22 protein-coding genes and 4 pseudogenes are annotated in these 26176 nt (G+C 61.6%); 21 read left to right on the top strand and 5 right to left on the bottom strand.

Features of this window, described 5'->3' with window-relative positions; genetic code table 11:
- Window positions 1-259 precede the first annotated feature (259 nt).
- Window positions 260-442, bottom strand: a pseudogene (locus HHL24_RS34850) (IS110 family transposase); the annotation flags it as partial.
- A 269-nt stretch (window positions 443-711) separates the two neighbouring features.
- Here HHL24_RS34850 and HHL24_RS34845 point away from each other — a divergent pair.
- From HHL24_RS34845 to HHL24_RS34760, 18 genes are all read left to right on the top strand, one after another.
- Window positions 712-1410, top strand: coding sequence for an energy transducer TonB (locus tag HHL24_RS34845; protein WP_169489824.1), 699 nt, complete (start codon window positions 712-714; stop codon window positions 1408-1410).
- Window positions 1411-1484: 74 nt separating this feature from the next.
- Window positions 1485-2399 (top strand): MotA/TolQ/ExbB proton channel family protein, encoded by a 915-nt coding sequence (locus HHL24_RS34840; protein WP_169489823.1) that lies wholly within the window; start codon window positions 1485-1487, stop codon window positions 2397-2399.
- 30 nt (window positions 2400-2429) lie between these two features.
- Entirely contained in the window at window positions 2430-2855 is a 426-nt protein-coding gene (locus HHL24_RS34835) for an ExbD/TolR family protein (RefSeq protein WP_120307100.1), read from the top strand.
- 204 nt (window positions 2856-3059) lie between these two features.
- On the top strand, window positions 3060-3491 hold the full coding sequence (locus HHL24_RS34830) for an ExbD/TolR family protein (protein WP_169489822.1): 432 nt from the start codon (window positions 3060-3062) through the stop codon (window positions 3489-3491).
- Between the two features lie 56 nt (window positions 3492-3547).
- Complete coding sequence (locus tag HHL24_RS34825; RefSeq protein ID WP_169489821.1) at window positions 3548-4756, top strand: tetratricopeptide repeat protein; 1209 nt, start codon at window positions 3548-3550, stop codon at window positions 4754-4756.
- 137 nt (window positions 4757-4893) lie between these two features.
- Window positions 4894-5892, top strand: a complete 999-nt coding sequence (locus HHL24_RS34820; protein ID WP_169489820.1) for a succinylglutamate desuccinylase/aspartoacylase family protein — start codon at window positions 4894-4896, stop codon at window positions 5890-5892.
- A gap of 444 nt (window positions 5893-6336) precedes the next feature.
- Window positions 6337-6909 (top strand): GNAT family N-acetyltransferase, encoded by a 573-nt coding sequence (locus tag HHL24_RS34815; RefSeq protein ID WP_407947544.1) that lies wholly within the window; start codon window positions 6337-6339, stop codon window positions 6907-6909.
- A gap of 81 nt (window positions 6910-6990) precedes the next feature.
- Window positions 6991-7908 (top strand): ABC transporter substrate-binding protein, encoded by a 918-nt coding sequence (locus tag HHL24_RS34810; protein ID WP_230417697.1) that lies wholly within the window; start codon window positions 6991-6993, stop codon window positions 7906-7908.
- Between the two features lie 136 nt (window positions 7909-8044).
- Complete coding sequence (locus HHL24_RS34805; RefSeq protein WP_169489818.1) at window positions 8045-10567, top strand: TonB-dependent receptor plug domain-containing protein; 2523 nt, start codon at window positions 8045-8047, stop codon at window positions 10565-10567.
- A 138-nt stretch (window positions 10568-10705) separates the two neighbouring features.
- Window positions 10706-11707, top strand: a complete 1002-nt coding sequence (locus HHL24_RS34800; RefSeq protein WP_169489817.1) for an LLM class flavin-dependent oxidoreductase — start codon at window positions 10706-10708, stop codon at window positions 11705-11707.
- A 33-nt stretch (window positions 11708-11740) separates the two neighbouring features.
- A complete protein-coding gene (locus HHL24_RS34795) occupies window positions 11741-13063 on the top strand; it encodes an LLM class flavin-dependent oxidoreductase (protein WP_169489816.1) in 1323 nt (440 codons plus the stop codon).
- Between the two features lie 55 nt (window positions 13064-13118).
- Complete coding sequence (locus tag HHL24_RS44880; RefSeq protein WP_169489815.1) at window positions 13119-14939, top strand: amino acid ABC transporter permease/ATP-binding protein; 1821 nt, start codon at window positions 13119-13121, stop codon at window positions 14937-14939.
- Window positions 14940-14979: 40 nt separating this feature from the next.
- Window positions 14980-15915 carry an ABC transporter substrate-binding protein gene (locus HHL24_RS34785; RefSeq protein WP_169489814.1) on the top strand — a complete coding sequence of 312 codons (936 nt, stop codon included), beginning with the start codon at window positions 14980-14982 and terminating at the stop codon, window positions 15913-15915.
- 59 nt (window positions 15916-15974) lie between these two features.
- The gene (locus HHL24_RS34780) at window positions 15975-17015 is read left to right on the top strand and encodes an LLM class flavin-dependent oxidoreductase (protein ID WP_169489813.1); all 1041 of its coding nucleotides are present in this window, start codon (window positions 15975-15977) and stop codon (window positions 17013-17015) included.
- Window positions 17016-17118: 103 nt separating this feature from the next.
- Complete coding sequence (locus HHL24_RS34775; protein ID WP_169489812.1) at window positions 17119-17463, top strand: DUF3088 domain-containing protein; 345 nt, start codon at window positions 17119-17121, stop codon at window positions 17461-17463.
- Between the two features lie 15 nt (window positions 17464-17478).
- On the top strand, window positions 17479-18006 hold the full coding sequence (locus tag HHL24_RS34770) for a GNAT family N-acetyltransferase (RefSeq protein ID WP_169489811.1): 528 nt from the start codon (window positions 17479-17481) through the stop codon (window positions 18004-18006).
- A gap of 128 nt (window positions 18007-18134) precedes the next feature.
- Window positions 18135-19724 (top strand): MFS transporter, encoded by a 1590-nt coding sequence (locus HHL24_RS34765; RefSeq protein WP_169489810.1) that lies wholly within the window; start codon window positions 18135-18137, stop codon window positions 19722-19724.
- Between the two features lie 81 nt (window positions 19725-19805).
- Window positions 19806-22331 (top strand): TonB-dependent receptor plug domain-containing protein, encoded by a 2526-nt coding sequence (locus HHL24_RS34760; RefSeq protein WP_329606789.1) that lies wholly within the window; start codon window positions 19806-19808, stop codon window positions 22329-22331.
- Window positions 22332-22742: 411 nt separating this feature from the next.
- On the opposite strand, the gene argG is transcribed toward HHL24_RS34760, so the two are convergent.
- Together argG and HHL24_RS34750 are read right to left on the bottom strand one after the other, a co-directional pair.
- Window positions 22743-24077, bottom strand: a complete 1335-nt coding sequence (gene argG / locus HHL24_RS34755) for an argininosuccinate synthase (RefSeq protein ID WP_169489809.1) — start codon at window positions 24075-24077, stop codon at window positions 22743-22745.
- Between the two features lie 224 nt (window positions 24078-24301).
- Window positions 24302-24615, bottom strand: a pseudogene (locus tag HHL24_RS34750) (argininosuccinate synthase); the annotation flags it as partial.
- Window positions 24616-24633: 18 nt separating this feature from the next.
- Here HHL24_RS34750 and HHL24_RS45190 point away from each other — a divergent pair.
- The 3 genes and pseudogenes from HHL24_RS45190 (at window position 24634) to HHL24_RS45180 (ending at window position 25435) form a co-directional block, all read left to right on the top strand.
- Window positions 24634-24765, top strand: a complete 132-nt coding sequence (locus HHL24_RS45190; RefSeq protein ID WP_407947543.1) for a hypothetical protein — start codon at window positions 24634-24636, stop codon at window positions 24763-24765.
- Window positions 24762-25039, top strand: a pseudogene (locus tag HHL24_RS45185) (peptidase dimerization domain-containing protein); the annotation flags it as partial. The gene HHL24_RS45190 and the pseudogene HHL24_RS45185, both read left to right, overlap by 4 nt.
- Before the next feature lie 66 nt (window positions 25040-25105).
- Complete coding sequence (locus HHL24_RS45180; protein WP_407947545.1) at window positions 25106-25435, top strand: M20/M25/M40 family metallo-hydrolase; 330 nt, start codon at window positions 25106-25108, stop codon at window positions 25433-25435.
- Here HHL24_RS45180 and HHL24_RS44875 read toward each other — a convergent pair.
- The gene (locus HHL24_RS44875) at window positions 25386-25736 is read right to left on the bottom strand and encodes a helix-turn-helix domain-containing protein (RefSeq protein WP_329606790.1); all 351 of its coding nucleotides are present in this window, start codon (window positions 25734-25736) and stop codon (window positions 25386-25388) included. The two genes, HHL24_RS45180 and HHL24_RS44875, sit on opposite strands and share 50 nt — an antisense overlap.
- 225 nt (window positions 25737-25961) lie before the next feature.
- A pseudogene (locus HHL24_RS34735) lies at window positions 25962-26176 on the bottom strand (ISNCY family transposase); the annotation flags it as partial.

The raw sequence follows: 26176 nt of genomic DNA, 5'->3' as shown, positions 1-26176 counted from the left end.
GCAACAAGGATCGAGCCTCGCGCTGAATAAGCCAACCCGGAGGGTCGACTCACGCCGGCCGCCGCTTTGCTTAAGGCGCTTCAGGATGCAAATGAAGCCTGGCGCATACCGATGGAAGCGCTATCGCCCCTCCCGGTATTGTCACCGATGGCGAATAACGTCCCGTATTTGCGGTTAGCACCGAATCTTGATGATGTAGACGATTTGCACCAAGGCTGCTTCCACTTTTACTTCCGAAACGCTTCTACTTTCGCTTCATTGCACGGCCGCAGGCTTCCATTCCGATCAGGCATGGCGCACGGTTCGCAAAGTGTTCGAGAAATGCCGCCCGCTTAATCTGCCTACTTACGATCTTGCCAGTATCTGGCTCGACCCAGTGCAACTGGATGACGCTCTTTGCGATATCTACACCTACTGATTTGCGAGGTCTGACGGAACCCAATCACGCGCGTCAAAATTTACTCTGATCTTTTTTATGCATGGACAGGAATCCAAATACGGAATTCTTTGTTCACTGAATTGCCGGTTCTCGGTACCGTAGCTCCTCGTTTGTATTGCGTTGCGCTCTCGCGCAGGCGCTATCTGGACTTCGGCTTCCTATTGGTATCGATGTGAGGATGCCGGCCCGTCGCAAAAAAGGGGATCGTGTTTTTTGCAAGATTTCAGGAGGGCAGTCGTGAGCTGCACAGATCACAGCTATCGGAGTGATGTATGCCTGCAGAGGTAGTTTTCAGTTCCACCCAGCCGGCTCGAAGTCCAGCTCAGTACGGGCGTCGCGATCCGAATCCGGTACGCCGTTACGCCGGCATCGGGGCGGTGTTACTCCTCCACATTTTCTTCATCTGGGCGCTGATGAACGGCCTTGCCAACAAGGTCGTGCAGATCGTCCAGAAGCCGATCGAGACGAAGATCATCGAGCCGGTGAAGCCGCCACCTCCGCCGCCGATGCCGGTGGTGCAACTGCCGCCGCCGAAGTTCACGCCGCCTCCGCCGCCGTTCGTGCCGCCGCCAGAAGTGCAGGTCACGCCGCCGCCGGTCGCGCCGACGATCACGCATCAGGCCGTGCCGGTGCCGGCTCCCGTTGCACCGCCGCCGCCCGCGCCCGCTGCGCCGCCGGAACCGGCGCCCGCGAAGCCTGCCAGCCACGCTGTCGGCGTGGTGTGCCCGAACTCGGACGAGGTACGCCGCACGATGGGCTACCCGGAAGAAGCGCAGGACAACAACATCACGGGCGACGTGTTGATCTCATTCGTGGTCGACCCGCAGGGGCATGTGACCGACGAAAAAGTCGAGCAGTCCGCGAGCCCGATCCTCGCCCGTGCAGCGTTCAGCGCGGTGAAGAAATTTAACTGCATTTCGCAAGGGCAGCCGGTCCGCGTGCAGGTGCCGTTCTCGTTCAACCTGAACTGAGCGCCGTGCGCAGGGCTCGGGCGTGCCCGATTCAAACCCTTTCGATATCGATGGATGCACCCTCTGGAGCATGTATGAAGAAGCGTTCCTTTTTTGCCGCCGCGGCGGCCAGCCTGCTGATTTCGGCCACGGCCGTCACCTTCCTCGTTGCACCGCAGGCCGCCCGGGCCCAGGCCAGCGCGCCGGCGGCTAACACCATAGCCGCTGGCGCCGCGGGCTCGAATCAGGCCACGGCCGCCCCGCAGGCTGCAGCTCCCGCCGACCAGCCCGCGCCGCCGCCGGCCGCCGCCACGAGTGCCGAAGTGACGAACCCGTATGGCCTTGGTGCGCTGTGGGCGAACGGCGACTTCGTCGCGCGCTTCGTGCTGATCCTGCTCGTGCTCATGTCGATGGGAAGCTGGTACATCATGATCACCAAGTTCCTCGAGCAGCTACGTGCCAACCGGCGCGCGAATACGGCCGACGCGCAGTTGTGGAGTGCGCCTTCGCTCGCCCAGGGCGCGGAACAGCTTGATGAGAATTCACCGTTCCGTTTCATCGCGCAAGTGGGGATCGAGGCCGGCGCGCACCACGACGAGGCGTTGCTCGAAGCGGTGGATCGCAATACATGGATCGACGTGTCCATCGAGCGTGCCATTACCAATGTGTCGAACCGTTTGCAGGATGGCCTCGCGTTCCTCGGCACGGTCGGTTCGACGGCGCCGTTCGTCGGCCTGTTCGGCACGGTGTGGGGCATTTATCACGCGCTGACCGCGATCGGTATCGCCGGCCAGGCGTCGATCGACAAGGTCGCAGGCCCGGTGGGCGAGGCGTTGATCATGACGGCGATTGGTCTGGCCGTCGCGGTGCCGGCGGTGCTTGGCTACAACTTCCTCGTGCGTCGCAACAAGTCAGTGATGGAACGCGTGCGCGCGTTCGGCGCGCAACTGCATACGGTCCTTCTGCCGGGCACGAAGCGTCATGTGCGCGCGGTCGCGAATGCGAAGTAAGCAACAGAAGCACAGGCGGAGCAAGAAGCTATGGGCATGAACGTTGGACAGGACGGTGACGAGGACGAGGTGATCGCTGCCATCAACACGACGCCGCTCGTCGACGTGATGCTGGTGCTGCTGATCATCTTTCTGATCACGATACCGGTGGTCACGCACACGGTGCCGGTGCGTTTGCCGACGGAGACGGTGAACCCGCTGCAGACCAAACCGGACAGCATCGAGATTGCAGTCAATAAGGACGGCGACTTCTTCTGGAACGAGAAGCTGGTCGATGCGCCGACACTGCTCGCGCGGCTGAAGGGGGCGTCGGTGAAGCTGCCGCAGCCCGAGGTGCACGTACGCGGTGACCAGACGACTCGCTACGAATTCATCGGGCGGGTGGTCACCGCATGCGAGCGGGCCGGCATCTCGAAGGTGTCATTTATTACTCAGCCGCCCGCGCGCGGCGGATAGCTTTGCATGGGACCGGACTAAGAGCTTTGCACCAAATCCGGTCGACAGCTTTGCATGGGACCGGACTAAGAGCTTTGCATGGGACCAGAGTAAGCGCTAAAGCGCCAACTCTGGCCGACAGCTAAAGCGCTAAGTCCGGTCGACAGCTTTGCATGGGACCGGACTAAGCGCTAAAGCGTTAAGTCCGGTCGACAGGAGTCGACGATGGGAATGAACGTAACTTCGGGTAGCGGCAGCGGGGAACCGGATGTGCTGGTTGACATCAATACCACGCCGCTGATCGATGTGATGCTGGTGTTGCTGATCATGCTAATCATCACGATCCCGATCCAGATGCACTCGGTGAAGATGGACCTGCCCGTGGGCAACCCGCCGCCGCCGGCCGTGCCGCCGCCGGTCGTGCAGGTCGACATCGATTTTGACGGGACGATCACGTGGAACGGCGCGCCGCTCGCGGGCGCGGCCGACCTGGAGCGCCACATGGCCGCCGTCGCGGCGCAACCGGAGCAGGCGGAGATCCACCTGCTGCCGAACAAGCTTGCTCCGTACAAGGACGTGGCAGCCGTGCTGGCCGCCGCGCAACGTGAAGGCGCGACGAAAATCGGGCTAGTCGGCAACGAACGCTATATGCAATGAGCACGCGTGAGCGCTACGCGCAGCAGTTTTTATAGTCAGGCAAGGATGCGGACACAATGAATCTCCGTAGTGTAAAGCGCGCCGCAGCAGCGGCAGCGCTCAGCAGTTTTGTTGCGCTGGCGGTGGTCCCCGGCGTCTCTCACTCGGCCGACGTGCTGCGTCCCGAAGTGGCGAAGCCGTTGAACGACGCGCAGACCCTGTACCGGGCCCGCAACTATCGCGGCGCACTGGGCAAGATTGCGCAGGCCGCGGCGACGCCGGGCAAGACTGCTTACGAGACGCGCGTGATCGAGGAGATGCAAGGCGCGGCGGCAATGGCGGCCGGCGACACCGACGTCGCTGCCGGGGCCTATGAGGCGCTGCTGTCCTCGGGAGAACTCGACGCCGCGAACGCGCAGCAGTTCTCGGCTGCGCTCGCCGGCATCTACTTCCAGCAGAAGAACTACGCGGCGGCGATCCGCACCTCACAGCGTTACCAGAAAGCGGGCGGCGCGGATCCGCAGATGCGTGAACTGCAACTGCAGTCGTATTTCCTGTCGGGTGACTGCGGCAATGTGGTCGCGACGCTGAAGCCCGCCGTCGGCGCCGCGCTGAAGGGCGGCCGTCCACCGGCCGAGCCGCAATTGCAGATGCTCGCGCAGTGCGCGCAGAAGACGAACGACGATGGCGCGCGTGCCGAGGCGCTGGCCGCACTCGTTGCGTACTACCCGAAACCCGTGTACCAGCAGCAACTGTTCGATAGCGTGCGCAGCAAGTCGGGTTATTTCGCGTCGCTGGATCTCGACATCTACCGTCTGCGCCGCGCGACCGGTGCGTTGACGACAGCGGACCAGTACATGGAGATGACGCAGCTCGCACTTGTCGCCGGGATACCCGCCGAAGCGAAGCAGGTGATCGACCAGGGCTTCGCATCGGGCGTGCTCGGACACGACGCGCAGGCTGAACGTGAGAAGCGTTTGCAGGCGCTGGTCATCCGGCGTCTACAAGGGCAGAACGACGGCAACAATCTGCCGGTGGATCCGGCGGACGGCGCGTTGAACCTCGTGTTTGCCGGGCAACGGCAGCAAGGGGTCGACGCAGTCGTTGCCGCGATCGGCAAAGGGAGCGCGCATCCGGATGCTGCACGGCTGCGACTGGGTGAAGCGTATTACTACGCGGGTCAGAAGGCGCGCGCAGCGCAGGTGTTCGGCACCGTCAAGGGCGCCGACGGCTCTGCCGATCTCGCCCGGCTGTGGACGCTGGTCGCCGATCGGCGCAATGACTAGTTGCCCGACGTGGCCGGTCGTATATCGGACCTCAGCCCAACACTAATCCGGCGATAATCCGTCGATAAGCCGGCGTTGGTCCAGTCAAACGACCCGGCGCTCCCCGCCGGACAGTCCGCTTCGTGAAGGAACCCCCGATGAGTGCCATCCACAATGAAGTCGACCTCGATGCCGACGGACGTCACGTCGGCTATCTGCGCCTGCCTCATTCCGTTCATCGTTCCGCGTATGGATGGCTTCCCATTCCGATTGCATCGGTCCGCAATGGCGAGGGCCCCGTCGTGCTGCTGATGGGGGGCAATCACGGCGACGAATATGAAGGGCAGGTACTCGTCTCCAGTCTGATTCGCGAGATCGAGCCTCAATGGGTGCGCGGGCAACTGATCTTCCTGCCGATGGCGAACTTTCCCGCCGCGGCTGCGGGCATGAGGACTTCGCCGCTCGACGGCGGCAACCTGAATCGCAGTTTCCCCGGTGACGCACAAGGTGCGCCGACGGCCGCGATCGCGGACTACATCGAGCACACGCTGCTCGCTCGCGCAGATTATCTGATCGACCTGCATTCGGGCGGCAGTTCGCTTCTCTACGACGGCGCCAACATGCTGGCCCTCGAGCCGCGCGATCCCGCCGAGGAGGAACGGCTCAAAGCTTTGCTCGCCGCCTTCGGTTTGCCGCGTGCATTTCTGCATCGGCCGAATCCGGTCCATGCCGCGACCGCAGCGCGCCGGCAGGGCGCGATCTCCATCCTCACAGAACTCGGCGGCGGCGGCACAGTGCAGGCAAACCTGCTGCGTGATGCGCGACAAGGGCTACTGAACCTGCTGGGTTTCATCGGACTGCTGAGCGGGCCGCTCTTACCGGATGGACCTCCCGCTCAGACGCGTTTCTTCTCGGTGTCGGTCTCGCGCCATTATGTGTACGCCTACGATCGTGGCGTGTACGAGCCGCTCGTCGAACTGGGCAGTCAGGTCGTGGCGGGCCAGCCCGCAGCGCGCATTCATTTCCCCGATACGCCGCTGCGGGAACCGGTCACGACCTTTTTCGCGGCAGCGGGCGAAGTGGTTTGCAAACGCGTGCCCGCCGCAGTGGAGCGCGGCGACTGCCTGTTCCATCTTGCCGAACCACGTCAAAGTTAATGTCCGGCCAATCCGCCGCCGCTATCCTGGAAGCTCACACGTTTCATCGGCGGCGGACCACGCTTCATACGCATTAATCGTCATTTTAAAACGATTTCTGAAAGCAGCCTGAAATAAAAAGGCGTTCGGTATTTTGAAAATAAGAGATTTAATCGATAGCGCAAATCACTCACGCCACATAATTTGTAATCTAATTAAAATAATTGAAAGCAATATGAAATAAATCGGCGCTGATATCCTGGGGGATTTGCAGGCTTTATTGGCAGCGCCATCGCGCGCCTAATGGCGGGAATAAGGCGTGAATTATATATACGGAATTTATGGAATAACGATTCGTTAAATGTTTGGTTCATTCCTCATTGGCAGCCTGTTATCTTGTTTGACGATTCGACGGCATGAGAGGTCGAACGGGTATAGAGATTCAACGGCAGCATCAAACGGGGCATGAAATTCCCCTTATCCGCAATGACCTACGAAATTATTGATACCACACTGACGGATCCGATTGCGCGGCCCCTGTTGGATGCACTTGAGGTCGAATACGCAACGCGCTATCGCGAATTCAGAGCCAACAGCGCGGCATTGGCAAGTGAAGAGCTGGCCCGTTATCCGGCCGAGTTGTTCGTGCCGCCCGAGGGGGCTTTCATTGTGATTCAGCGCGACGGGCAGACCGTCGCCGGCGGCGCGTTCAAACGCTATGACGCAACGACTGCGGAACTCAAGCGCATGTGGACCCATGCCAGCGAGCGCCGGCAGGGTTTGGCACGCCGCGTCGTGCAGGAGTTCGAGTCGCGTGCGTTGCGACAGGGATATCGTCGTGTCTATCTGACCACGGGTTTCAGGCAGCCGGAAGCAGCCGGACTCTATACCCGTTCGGGCTACGAGGCTCTGTTCGATCGTTCGATCGCGCCGGAGATCCACTTTCGTCTTCCATTCGGCAAGGATTTGCTGGAACCGGGCCGCACTGATTCGCTGCACGATCTGGTCCATCCCGAGCCGCTCGGCCAGCGGTCGTAATGCGTGCAACGCATCGGTCTAGTCGTCCACTTCAACAGGGCATATCAATTCATGAAGCACAGCCGGAATATTCTGTCGGCGATGGCCGGAACGTTTGTCGCTTTGGCGATCGGCGTAGCGGGCACTGCACTGGCCGCAACCCCCACCACGTTCAATGTGAGTCCGGATCAGCACGATCGCATACGGACAACCCCTGACGCCGCCGCGATCCAGGCCGTACCCGCGGCGTTTCCGTTCGCCTCTAAGGGCGAACTGGTCATCGGCATGACGGTGGCGTGGCTGCCGCTCGGTTCGTACGCGACCGATGCGAAGACCGTTGTCGGTTTCGATCCGGACCTCGCGCAACTGGTCGCGGACGGCCTCGGGCGCAAGCTGAAAATCGTGGTGCTCGCCTGGGAAGACTGGCCGCTCGCCTTGCAATCGGGCAAGGTCGACGCGGTGGTGTCGAACGTGACCGTGACCGAGGAGCGCAAGCAGAAATTCGACTTCTCGACCTATCGGCGTGATGTGCTCGGATTTTACGTGGCCGATTCAAGCCCGATCAAGACAATCAAGGAGCCGAAGGACGTCGCCGGACTCCGTGTCATTACCGATTCGGGAACGAACCAGGAAAAGATCCTGCTCGCGTGGGACAAGGAAAACGTCGCGCATGGACTGAAGCCGGTGCAGATTCAGTACTACGACGATCTCGCCGTGAGGGATTTGGCACTGCGATCGGGGCGCGCGGACGCGATCCTGAGCGTCAACTCGGGGCTTGCCTACGCGGCTGCGCAACGAGGGGGAATACGCTCGGTCGGCACCATCAGTGGGGGGTGGCCAATCAATGCCGACGTCGCGGTCACGACTCGCAAGGGGAGTGGACTCGCTGCGCCCGTCACGCTGCTGCTGAACGACCTGATTCGCAGCGGGAAATACACCCAGGTACTCGACCGCTGGAGTCTGGGTTCCGAAGCGGTCGACAAGGCCCAGACGAATCCTCCGGGGCTACCCAAAAGCTAACTAGTCGAGGCGGCGATCGCTGCCTCTGATGGTCCAGCCTATTTCATAAGCATCACTAATAGAAGTTCGCGACGCATGGCTGATATCAGCCAATGCGCGGGATCGGTGTATCCACTTATAACCAACGGGGCAGTCGATGCGTGGTAAAAGCAGGAAGAATCGGGCCGGTCAGCCGATCATGGGGGCACGGAGGAAAGTGCTGTCGGTTGCTGTGCTGGCAATCACGTGCAACAGCGCCGCATGGGCGCAGAGCGCGGCTGCGCCGACGGGCGCGAGCGATGCCTCGGTTGCCTCGCCCGCCGCTGAGCCCGCGCAAACCCAAACCTCACCGGCCGCGAGCGTTCAGTCGAGCGCGAAGCAGCCTGGCGCCGCGGATACGGTGCAGCAGGATACGGTGGTCGTGACGGGCACACGCACCGATACGAAGGCGAGCAAGAGCCTGACCCCAGTGGATGTGATCAGCGGTGCCCAGTTGCAGGCGACCGGGCGGACCAACCTGCGCGATGCACTCGTCCAGCTGTCGCCTTCGATTGCGCACGAGACCTATGCCGGTGATGCCGCCGTGCTGACCGACGCGTTGACCTTGCACGGCCTGAGTCCGGACCACGTACTCGTGCTCGTGAACGGCAAGCGTCGTCATACCACGGCGAACATCGCGCTCGACGGCGGTTTGAATCAGGGTTCAACCGGTGTGGACATCGACATGATCCCAGTTGGGCTCATCGATCACATCGAGGTCCTGCGTGACGGGGCCGCGGCTCAGTACGGCTCGGACGCCATCGCGGGCGTTATCAATATCATCCTGAAGAAGAATTCGCACGGGGGTGATCTTCAGACGACGAACGGTCAGACCTATGCCGGCGATGGCTTCAAGAATAGCGAATCGGCCAGTATCGGTCTGGACCTGGGCGGCAAGGGATTTCTGGATCTGAGCGCGGAATACGACCGCCAGAACCATACGGTCCGTACCGGGCCTGACGATTATTTCGGCACCTTCCAGCCGGGGCACGGATACTACAACCCGATCGAGGGTGATCCGGCCAGCACCCGCGAGTTGGTGGGCTACAACGCCGGCTACTACATCGGCGACGATGTCGAGCTGTATGGCTTCGGCACGTACGGGCATCGCGACGCGCAGTCCTACCAGAACTATCGTCCGCCTTCAGTGCTTCCAGCCGTCTATCCAGACGGGTTCGTGCCGAGAGAGACGGTCAATGAGAACGACTTTTCAGTCACGACTGGTATCAAAGGCCAGAACCTGTTCGGATGGTCGTGGGATCTGAGCTCGACCTACGGCGGTGACCATGACGTCATCGGGATGGAGAATTCGGCCAACACGGGGCTGTACGCGGCGCAAGGTTATACGCCGTCCAGTTTCCATCTGGGGACGGTCAGTAACACGCAACTGACGAACAACCTTGATTTCTCGCGGGCATTCCAGCTGCCGCTGCTTGCGGCGCCGGTGAACGTCTCGTGGGGTGTCGAGCAGCGCCGCGAGACCTATTCGGTGGGGGCGGGCGATTATGCGTCCTATATCGATGGCGGCTCGCAGGCCTTGCCGGGCCTTGCACCCGTCAGCGCGAGCGACAACTCGCGCAACGTGCTCGGAACGTATGTCGACCTATTGACGCATCTGACACCGAAATGGACGGTTGATCTGGCGGGACGCTTCGAGCATTACAGCGATGTCGGCAGTACGGCGAACGGGAAGTTCTCGACGCGCTACGATTTCACGCCTGTTTTCGCCGTGCGCGGCAGCGTCAGTACCGGATTCCGCGCGCCGTCGCTGGCCGAGGAGTACTACAGCAACATTAGCGAATCGCCCGCATCCGTGTTCGGCCTTCTCGCGGCCAACTCGGCGGCGGCCAGGTTGATCGGCGCGCAGCCGCTGCAGTCGGAGAAGTCGACTAACTACAACCTCGGCTTCGTGCTGACCCCGGTGCGAGATCTGCACCTGACGCTCGATGCCTATCAGATCGACATCCGTAACCGGATCGTCGAAGGCGGGACGGCATCGGGTGAGGCCGCGATCGCCGCAATGGAGGCAGCGGGGCTGTCGGTGCCCAGCTCGGTCCCGGCGTCGGCAGTCTCCGCGAGCTACTTCACCAACGGGGCGAGCACGCGGACCCGCGGGATCGACCTGACCGGTACCTACCACACCGGCTTTGGCGCGTATGGCCAGGTGGACTGGGATCTGGGCGTGAATATCAACACCACCTCGGTCACGCATGTGGCGACCGGCGCCAACGGTGTGCCGGAACTGAATGCGCAACAGATCGCCTGGCTCTCCACGTCGACGCCGAAGAACAAGATCATCATCGGCGGCACGTGGCATCTCGACAAGTGGGGTGTGAGCCTGCACGAGACACGCTACGGCTCCACGACGAGTCAGGAAACCTACATCGTCGGGCCCAATGCGTTTTCGACGACACAATTCCTGCAATTCCAGAATGCAGCGAGATACATCACAGACGTCGAGGTCCGTTACAACGTGACGAAGAAATTCCAGATCGCCGTGGGCGCGAACAATCTGTTCGACGTGTATCCGAGCAAGCTGCCTTATGTCGCCCAGCTCGAAGGGAGCCAGTACGACGCATTTGCTTCGACGACCGGCGTGAACGGCGGCTTCTACTACGCGCGTGCCCGTTACGTGTTTTGAAGTTTTCCTGCTATGCATAGAAAAATTCGCTGGAACGCTAGCCAGGCTCGATAGCGATAATGGGTAAGTGGCGTCTTTCAGGGATTTCCTTAAAACTTTTTCCCCATGGTCCTGCGGGTACATGAGGAGGACTCCGATATGTCCTATTCACTTTCGATTCTCGACAAGAGTCCGATCGCCGACGGAACGAGTGCCTACGATGCACTGCGCTTTACGGTTCAGCTTGCTCAGCGCGCAGAGGCGTTGGGTTACAAGCGCTACTGGATCGCCGAGCATCATGGAGCACCTGGGCTGGCAAGCTCCGCACCCGAGATTGTCGTGTCCCATCTGCTCGCGCACACCTCGCGCATTCGGGTCGGTTCCGGCGGTGTGATGCTGCAGCATTACAGCCCTTTCAAGGTTGCGGAATCGTTCCGGGTGCTGGCGTCCCTGGCGCCTGGCCGCGTCGATCTCGGCGTCGGCAAAGCGCCGGGCGGCTTGCCGTTGACGACGCGCGCGCTGCAATGGTTTCACGACAAGACAAAGAAGCCTGATTTCGCGCATCAGCTTGCGGAACTTGACGCGTTCCTGAAATCGGGTGTCGCCGAAGACCACCCGCTGGCAGGGGCGATTGCGCTGCCCACGCCGCCGGAGGCGCCAGAGGGCGTCTTGCTCGGTGCGAGCCCTGAGAGCGCCGCGCTCGCCGCGCAGCATGGCTGGCAATTCTGCTATGCCGGCCATTTCAATCGTGACGAGGCCAACCTCGAACGTTCGATTGACGTTTATCGCAATGCAACGGGACGCACGCCCTTGCTCGCGCTCTACGCGTTTGCAGCGGAGTCGAAGGCCGAGGCTGCGCGTCAGGTCCCGGCACTGCGAATTTTCAAACTGCAGCTTGCTACCGGGCAGAGTGTGAATCTCCCCAGTCCCGAGGCGGCAGCGGAGTTCGCGCGGCAAACCGGCGTGACTGACTACAAGATCGACGAGCTGCATCCGCATCTCCTCACCGGCACGGCCGACGATGTACGCCAGGAACTCGACGCATTGCACGAACGCTTCGGCATCGAGGAATTCGTGCTTGACACCCCGGTCGCTGACTACGCGCTGCGCCTTGCTTCGATCGAAGCGCTGGCCACCGCTGAACACGCCGCGCGCGTTTGACGCGCTTCTCATTCCCACATTACGGACCACGACATGACCCAGCGAAACCTCACTTTCGGCATCATGCTGCACGGCGCGGGCGGCCACATGAATTCATGGAAGCATCCAGCCGGACCGGCGGATGCCAGTGTCAACCTGGATTTCGTCACCGGCATCGCACAGAAGGCGGAGGCCAATGGCATCGCGTTCGCGTTCGTGGCCGATGGCCTCTATATCAACGAGAAGTCGATTCCCCACTTCCTGAATCGCTTCGAGCCGATCTCGATCCTCTCGGCGCTCGCCACTGCAACCTCGAAGATCGGCCTGGCGGGCACGCTCTCGACGTCATACAGCCATCCGTTTACGGTAGCGCGGCAGTTCGCGTCGCTCGACCTGATTAGCGGCGGGCGTGCGGGATGGAACGTCGTCACGTCGCCGCTCGAAGGATCCGCAAAGAACTACGGCGGCGAGCATCCCGATCACGAACTACGCTATGAGATCGCCGACGAATACCTGGAGGTCGTGCAGGGACTGTGGGACAGCTGGGACGACGGAGCGTTCGTACGGGAGCGCGAAAGCGGGCGCTTTTTCGACCGCGACAAACTGCATACGCTCGACCACAAGGGCCGGTTCTTCCAGGTTGCCGGGCCGCTCAATATCCAGCGTTCGCCGCAGGGCCAACCGGTGATCTTTCAGGCCGGCGCGTCGGATTCCGGGATCGCGCTCGCCGGTAAGTATGCGGACGCGGTGTTCACGCATTCGCCGTCTCTCGAAGAGACGCGAGACTTCACGGAGAGCGTGCGCAAGAGTGCGGTCGAGCACGGGCGCGCGGCAACGGACGTGAAGATCTTTCCGGGCATTGGTCCGGTCGTCGGCGCGACCGCGGCCGAAGCCGAGGCAAAGTATCGTGCGATCCGCGACCTGCTGACGATCGACGAGGCGCTCGCGTATCTGGGGCGCTTCTTCGAGCATCACGACTTTACGCAATACCCGCTCGACGAGCCGTTCCCGGAGTTGGGCGATCTCGGCGCTAACAGCTTCCGTTCGACGACCGAGCGCATCAAGGCCGACGCGAAGCACACGGGCTCGACTTTGCGCCAGGTCGCGCTAGAGGTGGCGACACCGAAACCGCAGTTCATCGGCACCGGCGAGCAAATCGCGGACGAACTGATCCGCTGGTTCGACGCTGGCGCAGCTGACGGCTTCATTCTCGGCTTCCCGGTGCAGGCCGAGGGCTTCGACGATTTCGTCCGATACGTGATTCCGGCGCTGGAGGCCCGCGGCCGCTATAGCCGCACGTTACCCGGGATCACGCTGCGCGATCACCTCGGCTTGCCGCGCCGCGCGAGCCGCTATGCAACCGCCGAAACGGCATGACGAACGGCTTGACGAACGGCTCGCCGTACGGCTTGCAACGCAGGAGGGCAGCATCATGAGCGACACCACTCATCAGCTTGGCCGGACCGCCCACGGGGGGCCCGTGATCGACGGCGCAGCAGGGCAGGACTACGCACACTACAGGGTCGTGCCGGCGAAACATCATGCGCGCACGGCCGGAACCGTGCTGGCGATCCTGCTGATCGCGATCGTGCTGAACTCGGTACTGGGTAATCCGCGCTGGGGCTGGGGCGTCTTCGCACAGTGGTTCTTCGCCGGGCCGGTACTCGAGGGCCTCCTGCGTACGCTCGTGCTCACGGCGCTCAGTGCGCTGTTCGGCTTCGCACTTGCCACGCCGCTCGCCCTGGCGCGCGTCTCGCGTTCGCCGCTGCTGGCCGGCTGTGCATGGGCCTTTATCTGGCTCTTCCGCTCGATTCCGCCGATCGTGCTGCTGCTCCTGCTGAACAACCTCGGCTATCTGTACGACACGATCTGGATCGGCGTGCCGTTCACACACATCGCATTACTGAATCAATCGACCACTGAGCTGATTAGTCCGTTCTTCGCCGCTGTGCTGGGTCTCACGCTCAACCACGCCGCATTCGCCGCCGAGGCGATCCGCGGCGGGATTCTGTCAGTCGATCACGGCCAGCGGGAAGCGGCCGCGGCGCTCGGCTTGCCGGGCGCACGCCAGGTGCGGCGCATCGTGCTGCCGCAGGCGATGCGCGCCATCGTGCCGTCTGCGTTTAACGACGTGATCGGTCTCGCGAAAGGCACATCGGTCGTCTATATCCTCGCGATGCCGGACCTCTTCTACACGGTGCAGATCATCTATCACCGCAACCTCGAGGTGATTCCGCTGCTGATGGTCGCGACGATCTGGTATCTGGTGATCCTGACCGTGTTGTCGGCGATCCAGGTGCACATCGAACGGTACTACGCACGTGGCACGACGCGTGCGCAGGTGGAGCGTTCGCCGCTCGCCGCGCTATTCGGGCGGTGGCGTAGCGCACGCGCCGCTCGCGGGGAAGGCGCGGTCCAGCCGCAGAGGCAAGATCTCGTGGCAGCCGAAACAGATGCCAAAGCGGGCACAGCAGGCTGGGCGCAGCGGCGCGTCGGTGGCAAGGTCGGTATCCACAACGTATCGAAGAGCTTCGGGCCGCTGAAGGTTCTTGACAACGTCTCGTTGAGTTTTCCGTCGGGAAGCGTCACCGTGATCCTCGGCCAGTCGGGATCGGGCAAGTCGACGTTGCTGCGTACGATCAACCACCTCGAACGCGTGGACGACGGCTTCATCGACATCGACGGTGAACTGGTTGGGTATCGCAAGGAAGGGCGCACGCTGTACGAACTCAAGGAAAAGGACGTCCTGCAGCGGCGCCGCGCCGATGTCGGGATGGTGTTCCAGAGCTTCAATCTGTTCCCGCACCTGACGGTGCTCGACAACGTCATCGAGGCGCCGCTGGCGGCTGGCGTGCCGCGCGCTCAGGCAGAAGCGGAAGCGCGCACGCTGCTCGCTCGCGTGGGACTCACCGGCAAGGCTGATGCGTGGCCGCGCCAGCTATCCGGAGGCCAGCAGCAGCGCGTGGCAATCGCACGTGCGCTTGCGCTGAAGCCGAAGGTCCTGCTGTTCGACGAGCCGACTTCGGCGCTCGATCCGGAGCTCGTCAACGAGGTGCTCGACGTGATCCGCCAGCTTGCGCGTTCGGGCACGACGCTGATCATCGTCACGCACGAGATCGGGTTCGCGCGCGAGGTTGCCGACACGATCGTGTTCATGGACGCCGGGCGCATCGTGGAATCCGGCCCGCCCGCGAGCGTGCTGCGTGACCCGACTCATCCGCGCACCCGTGATTTTTTGTCCAAGGTGCTGTAGCAGGCCGCGAGCTTGCGGATACGACCATTCAAGATCAATCATGACTCGACGAAAATTTCTGGTGGACCTGGCGGGGTTAGCTGTTGCTTCTCTGGCATGGGATCGACTGGCACTAGCCGATACCCGATCATTCGATTTCAGCCCGCAGCAGCAAGGGAAGTTAAGGGCGCCCAAGAATCCCGCCGCGCAGCGCGTGGCGAGTGGCTACCACTTCGTTACGCCGGGCGCATTGACGGTGGCGGTCGCACCGTTTGCCGCGCCGCTTGCGACCTATGCGACGGACGCGAGCACCATTGTCGGTTCGGATCCGGACTACGCGCAACTGCTGGCCGATGCGCTCGGCCTGAAATTGGTCCTCGTGCCAGTCGCGTGGCCGGACTGGCCGCTGGGGCTCGCATCCGGGAAGTACGACGCGGTGATCTCCAACGTCGGCGTAACCGAGCAACGCAAGCAGAAGTTCGACTTCACCACTTATCGGCTCGGCTTGCATGGCTTCTATGTGGCGGCCACCAGTTCTATTCAGTCGATACGCGCGCCAAAGGATATTGCCGGGCTGCGCATCATCACGGGTTCAGGCACGATCCAGGAGCGCATTCTGCTCGAGTGGAATCAGCAAAACGTGGCGCAACACCTGAAGCCCGCCGAATTGCAGTTTTTCGATGACCTGTCTTCGGCCGAGCTCGCGCTGCAGTCGGGTCGCGCGGACGCGATCTTCAATCCGCATGCTCCGCTTTCCTACTCGGCCGCGACGCAGGGCAAGATTCGCCTGGTGGGAACGGTGAATGCCGGCTGGCCGCTCAAGGCCGACGTGGCGGTTGCGTCGCGCAAGGGCAGTGGGTTGGCGCCGGCGTTGACCGAAGCGACCAACGGCCTGATCGCCGGCGGCCAATACAAGGCGGCACTGGCCCGCTGGGGACTCGAAGACGAGGCCATTCAGCGGTCCGAGACTAATCCGCCAGGATATAAGGATGCCTAAGTAAAAGGCTGTGAATACGGGCATCGACACACCAACACACATTAGGACAGGGGTACGACATGTGCGCATCGCGCATTGACCATATTGCGTTTCTGACGCCGGGGAATTATCCGGACGAAGATCCGGCCGCGGGTCTCGAGCGCTCGCTCGAACTGTTCCACGTGGGCGAAACGCTGGGCTACGACAGTGCGTGGGTACGCCAACGTCATCTTGAGCGCGCGGTCTCTTCTGCCGCGACCTTTCTTGCGGCGGCCAGTCAGCGCACGACGAGGATCGGACTCGGCGCTGCGGTGATCCAGATGGGTTACGAGAATCCGTTTCGTCTTGCCGAGGATCTTGCGACCGTCGACGTGCTGTCTCATGGGCGCCTGAATATCGGGCTGAGCGCAGGCGCTCCCGCGCATGGCATTCTGCTCGGCGAGCGGCTGTTTGATGCCAACCCTGAGCTGATCGACTTCTCGCATGCGCGCGTCGAGCGTTTGCGCCGCAATCTCAGCCAGGAATGGCTCGGCGGCGAAGACACGTTCGTCGAATCGGCGGCAGGTCGTGTAAGGCCGCACGTGTCGCCCTATGCGCCGGGTTTGACCGATCGGCTCTGGTACGGCGGCGGCTCGCGGCGTTCTATCGAATGGGCGGGTCGCACCGGTTTTAATCTGCTGATCGGCAACATCACGACGGGCGAGGGAACCGACGATTACCGCGACGCGCAGCTGCGTCAGCTCGATCTGTTCCGTTCGCACTGGCGCGAATCGCGGGCACCGCGTATCGCGCTGGGCCGCGTGATCGTACCGATCGACGGCGCCGACGCCCGGACGCGCCAGCGCTATCGCGAATTCGCCGAGGGCCGCCACGCGCGTACGCTGACGCCGCATGGAGAGCGTCGCACGCTGTTTGTGCCGGATCTCGTGGGTACCGCCGACGAGATCGTCCGCCAACTGCTCGATGATCCGGTCGTCGCTCAGGTCCGCGAACTGCGCCTCGAATTACCGTACGACCTGCCGTTTGAGAATTACCAGCAGATCCTCGAGGACTTTGTCACGCGTATTGCTCCCGAACTGGGCTGGCGGCCCGATGCCGCGCGCAAGCCTGTCGCAGCTTAGCAGCGGCGCCCATCTTGTCGACTTGATTTTCTGGCTGGAATGTCGGGATGGGATTGGAAAGAAACAGAGTGTTGTGCTAACCAGGAAAAGAGGAATATTCATTGTGAGTCGAGATTTGCTTCTGTTGCTGGAACCCGGTTTCACCGATCCCGCTCACCCGGGCGAGCGCTTTGTCTGCCCGCACGGCGTAGCGATCGAAGGACTGCTAGCAAACGAGTCCGAGCGCGTCGCGCGACTCGACGTGAAGCGCGTACCGTTTTTGCGGCCGAGGCGCGACGTGATCGCTGCGCTCGATGAAGCACATCAGAGTCTGCCGGTACTCGTGCTAGGCGACGGTCATGCAATACCCGATGACGCGCAGACGCTCGGCGACAAGCGCTTCGTTACCGACACGAAGCGGATCCTTGCGCTGCTCGCCGAGCGGCACGGCTTCCCGAAGGTCCATTAAGTCAAGGGATAAGGCATGGTAGCCGTGCTCTCGCCGACCGTACCAGATGACCGCTTCGCTTACGTTTCGGTTCACGACCCGTTGGCCCGTCCTCTATTCGACGAATTGGTCTTCGAATACAGCAGCCGTTATGCAGGCCTGATCAATAAGGAGGACATATCTAACGAACTACAACGCTATCCGGCCGAGGCGTTCGCTGCGCCGCATGGCGCCTTCGTGCTGCTATTGCGCGACGGGCAGGCAATAGCGGGCGGCGCGCTCATGCGTCATGCCGACCAAGGCACCGCGGAGTTCAAGCGCATATGGGCAAGCCGTACCCACCGCCGTCAGGGGCTGGCGCGCCGCGTGCTGGCAGAGCTGGAGGTGCAGGCCGTTCGCCTGGGTTATACGCGGGTGTTCCTCAGCACCGGTCCCCGCCAGCCCGAGGCCATCGCGCTATACAAAACCAGCGGCTATACCCTTCTGTCGGCGCACGACTTCGGCGAGGATGAGCCGCCCGGATTCCTGTTCGAGAAAGACCTGGCCACGCAGAAAACTGGCTAACGCCCGCTCACCCTCTGTGGGAATGACCTCAGCGGCGACAACAAAGTGATGGCTTGTCGGTCGCCATGCGACCAGCGTTTCTTAATGGTGTGTCCGCCGACCCGGGCACACGCCCTGTGAGTTATCACATGCCCGATACATCAAGATCGACTGCGTCCGGCGCGCTGCCGGTGCACCCGGTCGAAACACGGCTGCACCGGCCACTGAAGGCCGACGCCGACACGTCCGCGCAGTCTGACGTCAATGCCCACATCGTTCTTGGCATTTGCGTTGCGATGGGCTTCACGACGCTGCTGGATCAGGCGATCTTCGCGCTGGCCGTTCCCAGGCTGCGCGATGGTCTCCACGCGTCCGCGTCCCAATTGCAGTTGATCATTTCGGTCTACTCGGTGTCCTTCGGCGTCGCGCTGGTCCCGGCTGGGCGGTTGGGCGACATCATCGGGCGCAGATCGCTGTTCCTGCTCGGGCTGGCGATGTTCGCCGGGTTCAGCGTCCTGGGCGGACTGGCCTGGAATGCGGAGACGGTCATCGCAGCGCGGCTGCTGCAAGGCTTGGGCGCGGGCATTATCAACACTCAGGTGCTGGGGCTGATCCAGGACCTGTTCCAGGGAGTCAACCGGGCGAGGGCTCTTGGCCGCTACGCTTCGGCCGGAGGGATGTCCGGTGCCGTCGGGCCGCTGCTCGGCGGGCTCGTGCTCGCATGGGCGCCACCGGATCTCGGATGGCGCCTGCTGTTTCTGATCAACGTTCCGTTCGGCGCGGTCGTCTTTTTCCTCGCGCTGCGGCACTTACCGCAGAGCCGACCGCAGCCTGGCAGGTTCTCTCTGGATACGGGCGGACTGGCTTTGCTGAGCTTCACCACGCTTGCGTTGATGTCCGCCACCCTGATCGGCGACGGTGGCCTGCTTTCCGCCCGGGCCTACCTCGCTGCAGCGATGGCTGGCGTGCTGCTGTTCGTCTGCTGGGAGGCCCATTACCAGCGCCGCGGCGGTACGCCGATCCTCGCGCGCGGCCTCGTGCGTTCGCCCGGCTACGTGCTGGGCACCACGGTGGCGATGTTCCAGTTCGCCGCCGGTCTGACGTTGGGCATCGTTAGCACGCTGTTTTTCCTGGACGGTCTGCGAATAGGTCCGCTGCTCTTTGCCGGCCTTTCGGTTTCCTCGGCGCTGGGCATGCTGGCGTCGTCCACCCGAAGCTGGCGTTTCGTTAGCCGCTTCGGCCGTCCCGGCGTGGCGGCAGTGATCGCCGTCTATGCCGCTCTGATTGCATTGGAGGGGGTGGCGATTCTGGTATTACCGGTTTCGGGGATCCTGTTGGCCTATCCGGCAATTGGCCTTTTGCAGGGCGTGACAAGTGGGTTGATCCACGCGCCCAACCAGGTGATGACTCTGGCCGAGGCCGGCGAGGGGGAGGGCCGCGGACTGGCGGCCGGATTCCTGCAGCTATCCCAACGTCTGGCCTGCTCGATCGGGATGTCGTTGGGGGCGGCCATCTTCCTCGCAAGGTTGACGCAAGGCGCCGGTCTGGCGGCCTATCGGTCCGCGTTCATAGCGGCGCTCGCTCTCGTGCTAGTCCTCTCGAGCGGGGCGCTACTTGCCGCGCTTGCCGACATGCTGCGCAGGCGGTTGGCCGTACGGCGCGATGAGGCGCGATACGAAGATCCCGATAGGACGATGGCGCTACTGGGGAACACACTGGGTGGAAATGCTGATGGATGAACCGTAGGGCGCGGCTGGCGTTAGCGGTCTCAGCCTTTGTGGTCATTTTTGGTCTGTTTTGCGGGATTAGGATCGCGCTATGTGATTCGTAATCCTATGTATATTCGTGTTCGAGTTATGGGCTTGTATGTGCTGTTCATTTTTGTCTATCTATCGGGGTCCTTGGTGAAGAATAAATATCCGGAACGACTGGGTAACCAGTCTTTTGTGAGGTGGAAGTGCAAGGCAATTTCTGTGGCAGTTTCCACGTTCGCTTGCAGCGGCAGCGTCTTCGCGCAGAACGTGGTGGCGCAGCCGGCCAACGCCGTGCAGCAGGGCGGCCAAACTGACGTGCAGGTGCAGGATCAGGTGGTGGTGACAGGAACGCGTACGGCGACCAAAGCCACCAGAAGTCTGACGCCAGTGGATGTGATTACGGCCGCTCAGTTGAAGAACACCGGTCAGACCGACCTGCGCGATGCGCTGATTGCGCTGTCGCCGGCGATCCAGCGTCAGGCCATGGGGGGCGCACAAGCCGCTTTGGTCGATGTGCTGACGCTACACGGTTTATCGCCTGACCAGGTACTGGTGCTCGTCAATGGCAAGCGCCGGCATTCCACCGCGACTATTTCTCTTAACCCCGGTCCGCAGCAGGGCTCCACGGGTGTCGATGTCGACCTGATCCCCGTGAGTGCTGTCGATCACGTGGAAATCCTGCGTGACGGCGCGGCGGCACAGTACGGTTCTGATGCGATCGCAGGGGTGATCAACATCATTCTTAAGTCGGACACCAAGGGTGGTTCTATCGAAACGTCGACCGGGCAGACTTATCAGGGAGACGGTCTCCATCAAGACGAGTCCGCACATTACGGGCTCGCCCTGGGAGCGGGCGGCTTTCTGGATTTGAGCGCAGAGGTGTCGCGGGAGAATCATACGGACCGGACAGCTCAGTATGCTCATACCGGGGCGCTCGCCGGGTCGGTTAGCAACATATACTTTGGCGATCCGTCGAGCACGCGCGAAGTTGTCGGCTTCAACGCGGGCTATTATGTTGGCAACGATGTCGAGCTTTACGGATTCGGTACCTATGCTCACAAGAATGCGGCCAGCTACCAGTCGATTCGGGGCGCCACCGTTCTGCCTGCGATCTATCCGAATGGATTCATCCCGCAAGATCTGCTTAACGAAAACGATTTCTCGGTCACGGCCGGAGCGAAGGGTAACGATCTGCTGGGCTGGAAGTGGGACTTAAGCACAACCTACGGCGGCGATTACGATAATTTTAGTCAGGTAACGTCGGAGAATATAGGCCTATATAATGCGACGGGCCACACGCCGACGAAGTTTTACATCGGTAGTCAGCAGAACACCGAGTGGACCAATAACCTTGATTTCACGCGACCGTTCAATTTCTCCATATTGCCGGCGCCTGTCACCGTGTCGTTCGGCTTCGAGCAGCGCACCGAGGGCTATTCGGTCGGCCCAGGCGAGCCGGATGCGTATCTATACGGTGGCACGCCGGCGCTGGTCGGTTTGTCGCCCGCAAGCGCGAGCAATAATACGCGTAATGTGCTCGGCACTTATATCGACCTGGCAACCAAGCTGACGCAGAAATGGCAGATCGATCTTGCTGGACGCTTCGAACACTATAGTGACGTGGGCGATACTACGAATGGCAAGATCTCGACCCGCTACGATTTCACCCCTTGGATCGCGTTACGCGGTAGCGTCGGTACCGGGTTTCGCGCGCCGACACTCGCTCAGGAATACTACACGACTCTGAGTCCAACGCCCACTTCGGCGTTCGCATTGCTTGCCGCGAATTCGGCTGCAGCAAAAGCACTCGGTGCGCAGCCGCTGAAGCCGGAGGAGTCGACTAGCTACAACCTGGGTTTTGTATTGACTCCCACGCGCGACATCAACGTGACACTCGATGCCTATCAGATCGATATCCGTAACCGTATCGTCGAGGGCGGTTCGCAGGCCGGTGAGGCCGCAATCAACGCCATCGGTTTGGCAGGTTTTTCGACCCCGCTGGGGATTCCGGCGTCAGCTATCTCCGCCAGCTATTTCACCAATGGCGCGAACACGCGCACCAAAGGCATCGATCTGTCGGCCACTTACCATACGTACCTTGGACAATATGGCACGATTGATTGGGACCTGGGTGTTAACTTCAACAACACGACGTTGACGCACCTCGCAGCAGGCGCAAACGGCCAGCCGCTACTCAATGCTCAACAGATTGCTTACCTGACCACTGGGACACCCAAGAGCAAGATCATCATTGGTGGCGTCTGGAATTTTGGCAAGTGGGGCGTGTCTCTGCACGAGACACGCTACGGTACCACCTCGGCGGAGGAGTCTTATCGTACCGGACCCAACGCGGGTTCGGTTTCCGTGTTCATACCGTTCACCAATAAGGCGGAGTACACCACGGATATCGAGGCTCGCTACGACGTGACGAAGCGCTTCGAGTTGGCCGTGGGTGCGAAGAATCTGTTCAACGAGTATCCGAACAAGATCCCACAGGCAGCTCAATATGCAGGGGCTGTTTACGACCCTACGACGTCTGCAATCGGTATGGACGGCGGCTTCTACTACCTCCGCGCGAAATACCTGTTCTAGTCTTTCCGTTTTATAAAGTCAGTTTTTGATCTGGTCTTCGGCGGCATGGATACCCGGCAAGTCGGGCGATCAACAGAAAGCTGAGTTAATGGCGGCTGGTGCCAACAGAAGCAGCTATGTATCGCTGTTCGCGCTGGCCGCAGCGGGAAGATCTGGCGCTTGGAAACGAGGGCGGCAGGTCAAAGAGTTTTGTCGCACTCGCGAATGGCCGCACCCCAATGACACGTGGGGCCGGAGTCAACCCATAAAGGATGGTCGGCCTTCCACGAAGCGGACACTCAAACTGCTTGAGATTGTTCGCCAACCGACGGGGCGGGTAGCCGATACCAGTCGAACCGACGCATCTCGGCCACCGCCATCCCTCAACCTTGGCGCTCATTGGTCTTCACATCCGCCCGCGATCCACCCGACTTACTCTGTATCGTCCTTTAACTGCGGTAGCGCCAGCGCCTCGCCCGGCGTGAGCAACCCGGTTTCGGCATAGATCAGCAGCTTGGCGCGGGTATCAGTGATGTCTAGATTACGCATAGTCAACTGGCCAATCCGGTCGCGCGGCGAAAAGGTCGATTCGACCTTTTCCATTGAAAGCCGCTCCGGCTGGTATGTCAGGTTCGGCGACTTCGTGCTCAGAATCGAGTAGTCGTTGCCGCGCCGCAGTTCGATTGTGACTTCGCCGGTAATCGCGCGTGCGACCCAACGCTGTGCGGTTTCGCGCAGCATGATCGCCTGCGGGTCGAACCAGCGGCCCTGATACAACAGCCGGCCCAGGCGCCGGCCGTTCTCGCGATACTGTTCGATTGTGTCCTCGTTGTGGATGCCCGTCACGAGTCGCTCGTACACGATATGCAGCAACGCAAGCCCCGGCGCCTCGTAGATCCCGCGACTCTTCGCCTCGATGATCCGGTTCTCAATCTGGTCGCTCATGCCGAGACCGTGGCGGCCGCCGATGCGATTCGCCTCTAGCAACAACTCGACGGCGTCTGTGTATTGGACTCCGTTAAGCGCGACCGGACGACCTTCCTCGAAGCGGATCGTGACTTCTTCCTTCGCGATCTGCACGTCGTCACGCCAGAACGCGGCGCCCATGATGGGATTCACGATCTTGATACCGCTTTCGAGGCTTTCGAGATCCTTCGCTTCGTGCGTCGCACCGAGCAGGTTCGAATCGGTGGAGTAAGCCTTTTCCGCCGACATCTTGTACTCGAAGCCCGACTGGCGCATGAACTCGGACATTTCCGCGCGGCCGCCCAGTTCGTCGATAAACGCCTGGTCGAGCCACGGCTTGTAAATCTTTAGCTCCGGATTGACGAGCAGGCCATAGCGGTAAAAACGCTCGATGTCATTGCCCTTGTACGTGCTGCCGTCGCCCCAGATGTTGACGCCGTCTTCCTTCATTGCGGCGACCAGCATGGTGCCCGTGACAGCCCGGCCGATCGGCGTCGTATTGAAGTAGGTCACGCCGGCGGTGGAGATGTGGAACGCGCCCGATTGCAGGGCGGCGATGCCCTCGGCGACCAGTTGGGCCCGGCAATCTATGAGTCGCGCACCTTCCGCACCGTACTGGATCGCGCGACGCGGAATCGACTCATAGTCGTCTTCGTCGGGCTGGCCGAGGTTGGCCGTATAGGCGTATGGGACGGCGCCTTTGATCCGCATCCAGTGCAGAGCGGCACTCGTGTCGAGTCCGCCGGAGAATGCGATGCCGACTTTCTGGCCCGCGGGAAGACTTTCAAGGATTGTACTCATGTTGAAAACCATTAGATCGAGTTAGAGAGAAAGCTATGCGACGTGAAGGTGTTGGCTGTGCCAGGTTACCAGGCAAGCCGGATGCGCGGGACGAATAGCTGTTCGAAGCACCTTCCACTCGCCACGACAGGGTTGAGGCGTGTCATGTCGTCACCGGTAGTGTGCAACGTGAATGCTTTAATGTGACAACGTCTCACCGATATGTCAACGACCGGTGCGCGATTTGAAAGCCGCTCCGGCTGGTATGTCAGGTTCGGCGCTTTGTGCTCAGAATCGAGTAGTCGTTGCCGCGCCGCAGTTCGATCGTGACTGCGCCGGTAATCGCGCGTGCGAACCAACGCTGTACCGTTTCGCGCGGCATGATCGCCTGCGGGTCAAACCAGCGGCCCTGATACAACAGGCGGCCCAGGCGCCCGCCGTTCTCCCGATATTGTTCAAATGTGTCCTCGTTGTGGATGCCCGTCACGAGTCGCTCGTACACGATCTGCAGGAACGCAAGCCGCGGCGCCTCGTAGATCCCGCGACTCTTCGCCTCGACGGGAAACTCGCGCGGCTCGTGCACTTTGCGTTGTCATACGACGAGGAGATCGGCTGTGTCGGTGCGCTCTGCATGGTCGCCGATCTGAAGAAGCGCGGCGTGCGGCCGGCAGGCTGCATCGTCGGCGAGCCGACGGGCATGCGCAGGTGATCGCGCACAAGGGCATCGACACGTATCAGTGCTGCGTGAGCGGCCACGCCGCGCATTCGTCTCTGACGCCGAAAGGACTGAACGCGATCGAATACGCGGCGCGGCTGATTTGCCATATCCGCGACATTGCTGATCAATTCCGGGCGCAGGAGCCGTTCGACGAGTTGTTCAACGTGCCTTTCGCGACCGCGCAGACGAGCCTCATCGAAGGGGGAGCGCTATCAATACGGTGTCGGCCGAATGCCAGTTTTCGTTCGAGTTCCGCAAGCTGCCCGCGGTCGCGCCGGAGCAGATCTTCGCCCGGATCGAATCATATGCGCGCGAAACGCTGCTGCCGGCAATGCGCCGCGAGCATCCGGGTGCCGCGATCGAGTTCCGGCAGCTCTCGTCGTCGCCGGGACTCGACGCCGCCGAAGAGGCCGCGATTACGCAACTCGTGCGCGCGCTGACGGGCGACCGGCAGCAGCGCAAGGTCGCGTACGGCACCGAAGCCGGGCTGTTCGCGCAGGCAGGCATTGCGACCATCGTATGCGGGCCTGGCTACATCGAGCGGGCGCATCGCGCCAACGAATCTGTCGAGCTCGAACAGCTTGCGAGCTGCGAGCGTTTCGTGCGGCGGCTCATTGGCAGTCTGAGGGAGCCGTACGGCGTCGAGAAATACCTGTCGTGAGTCGGGGGCGTCGGCAATCGCATAAGACCGGCGCCAAGACGCCTATGCAGTTAGACGGCAATGCAAGCGTCGTTCCTGGCTTTTGCGTAGCGATGGGTTTCGCCACGCTGCTGGACAACTGATGGTTGCCCGGTCGCCCGCGTTTGCCTGACACCAGCCCGGCAGGTCCACTGGCCTGATAGCGATGCACCAGCCGGTTGACCTGGCGCTCGCACAGCTGCAGACGCTCGGCTGCCTGAAAAACCTTCAGCCGGTGTTCGACAACCGCCTCAATGATCTTGACCCGCTCAAGCTCGTGCATGCTGATCGTGACGAATCCACGTGCGTTCATGTCCGGCTCCCTGGGCGACTACCATGGCGCAGCATGCGCGTAGTGCGTGGCTCAGGGAGTGAAACCGGACATTTCGAATGAGCCAGAATCGGACATTATCAAAAAGCCCTGACACCCAATGTCGAGGCTGGTTTTAAATGTCCGGGTTTGGACTTTTTAGAAATGTCCGGTTTTGAGGTTCAGAAATCTCTACTTTCAAGGGCTTTTAAACACCGAGCCTGCCCGCGTTCCGGCAGTTCTGAGGACCGCTGCATTCAGGTCTTCAAGCGTCAGTTCACGCTGCTTGCGGGTGCCCACCTTGCGCTCCTTCGGACGTGCTGCCTCGCCCTGGTTGGTCCTCGATGGCGAGCCTGACGCACGCCGGTCATCGCGCTGCGCCTGGATCACCTGCGCCATCTGCAACGTGTGTC

The organism is Paraburkholderia polaris (assembly GCF_012927345.1).
GTDB lineage: Bacteria > Pseudomonadota > Gammaproteobacteria > Burkholderiales > Burkholderiaceae > Paraburkholderia > Paraburkholderia polaris.
Note: the sequence above shows the minus strand (reverse complement) of the source record. Positions and strands in the feature narration are given on the sequence as shown.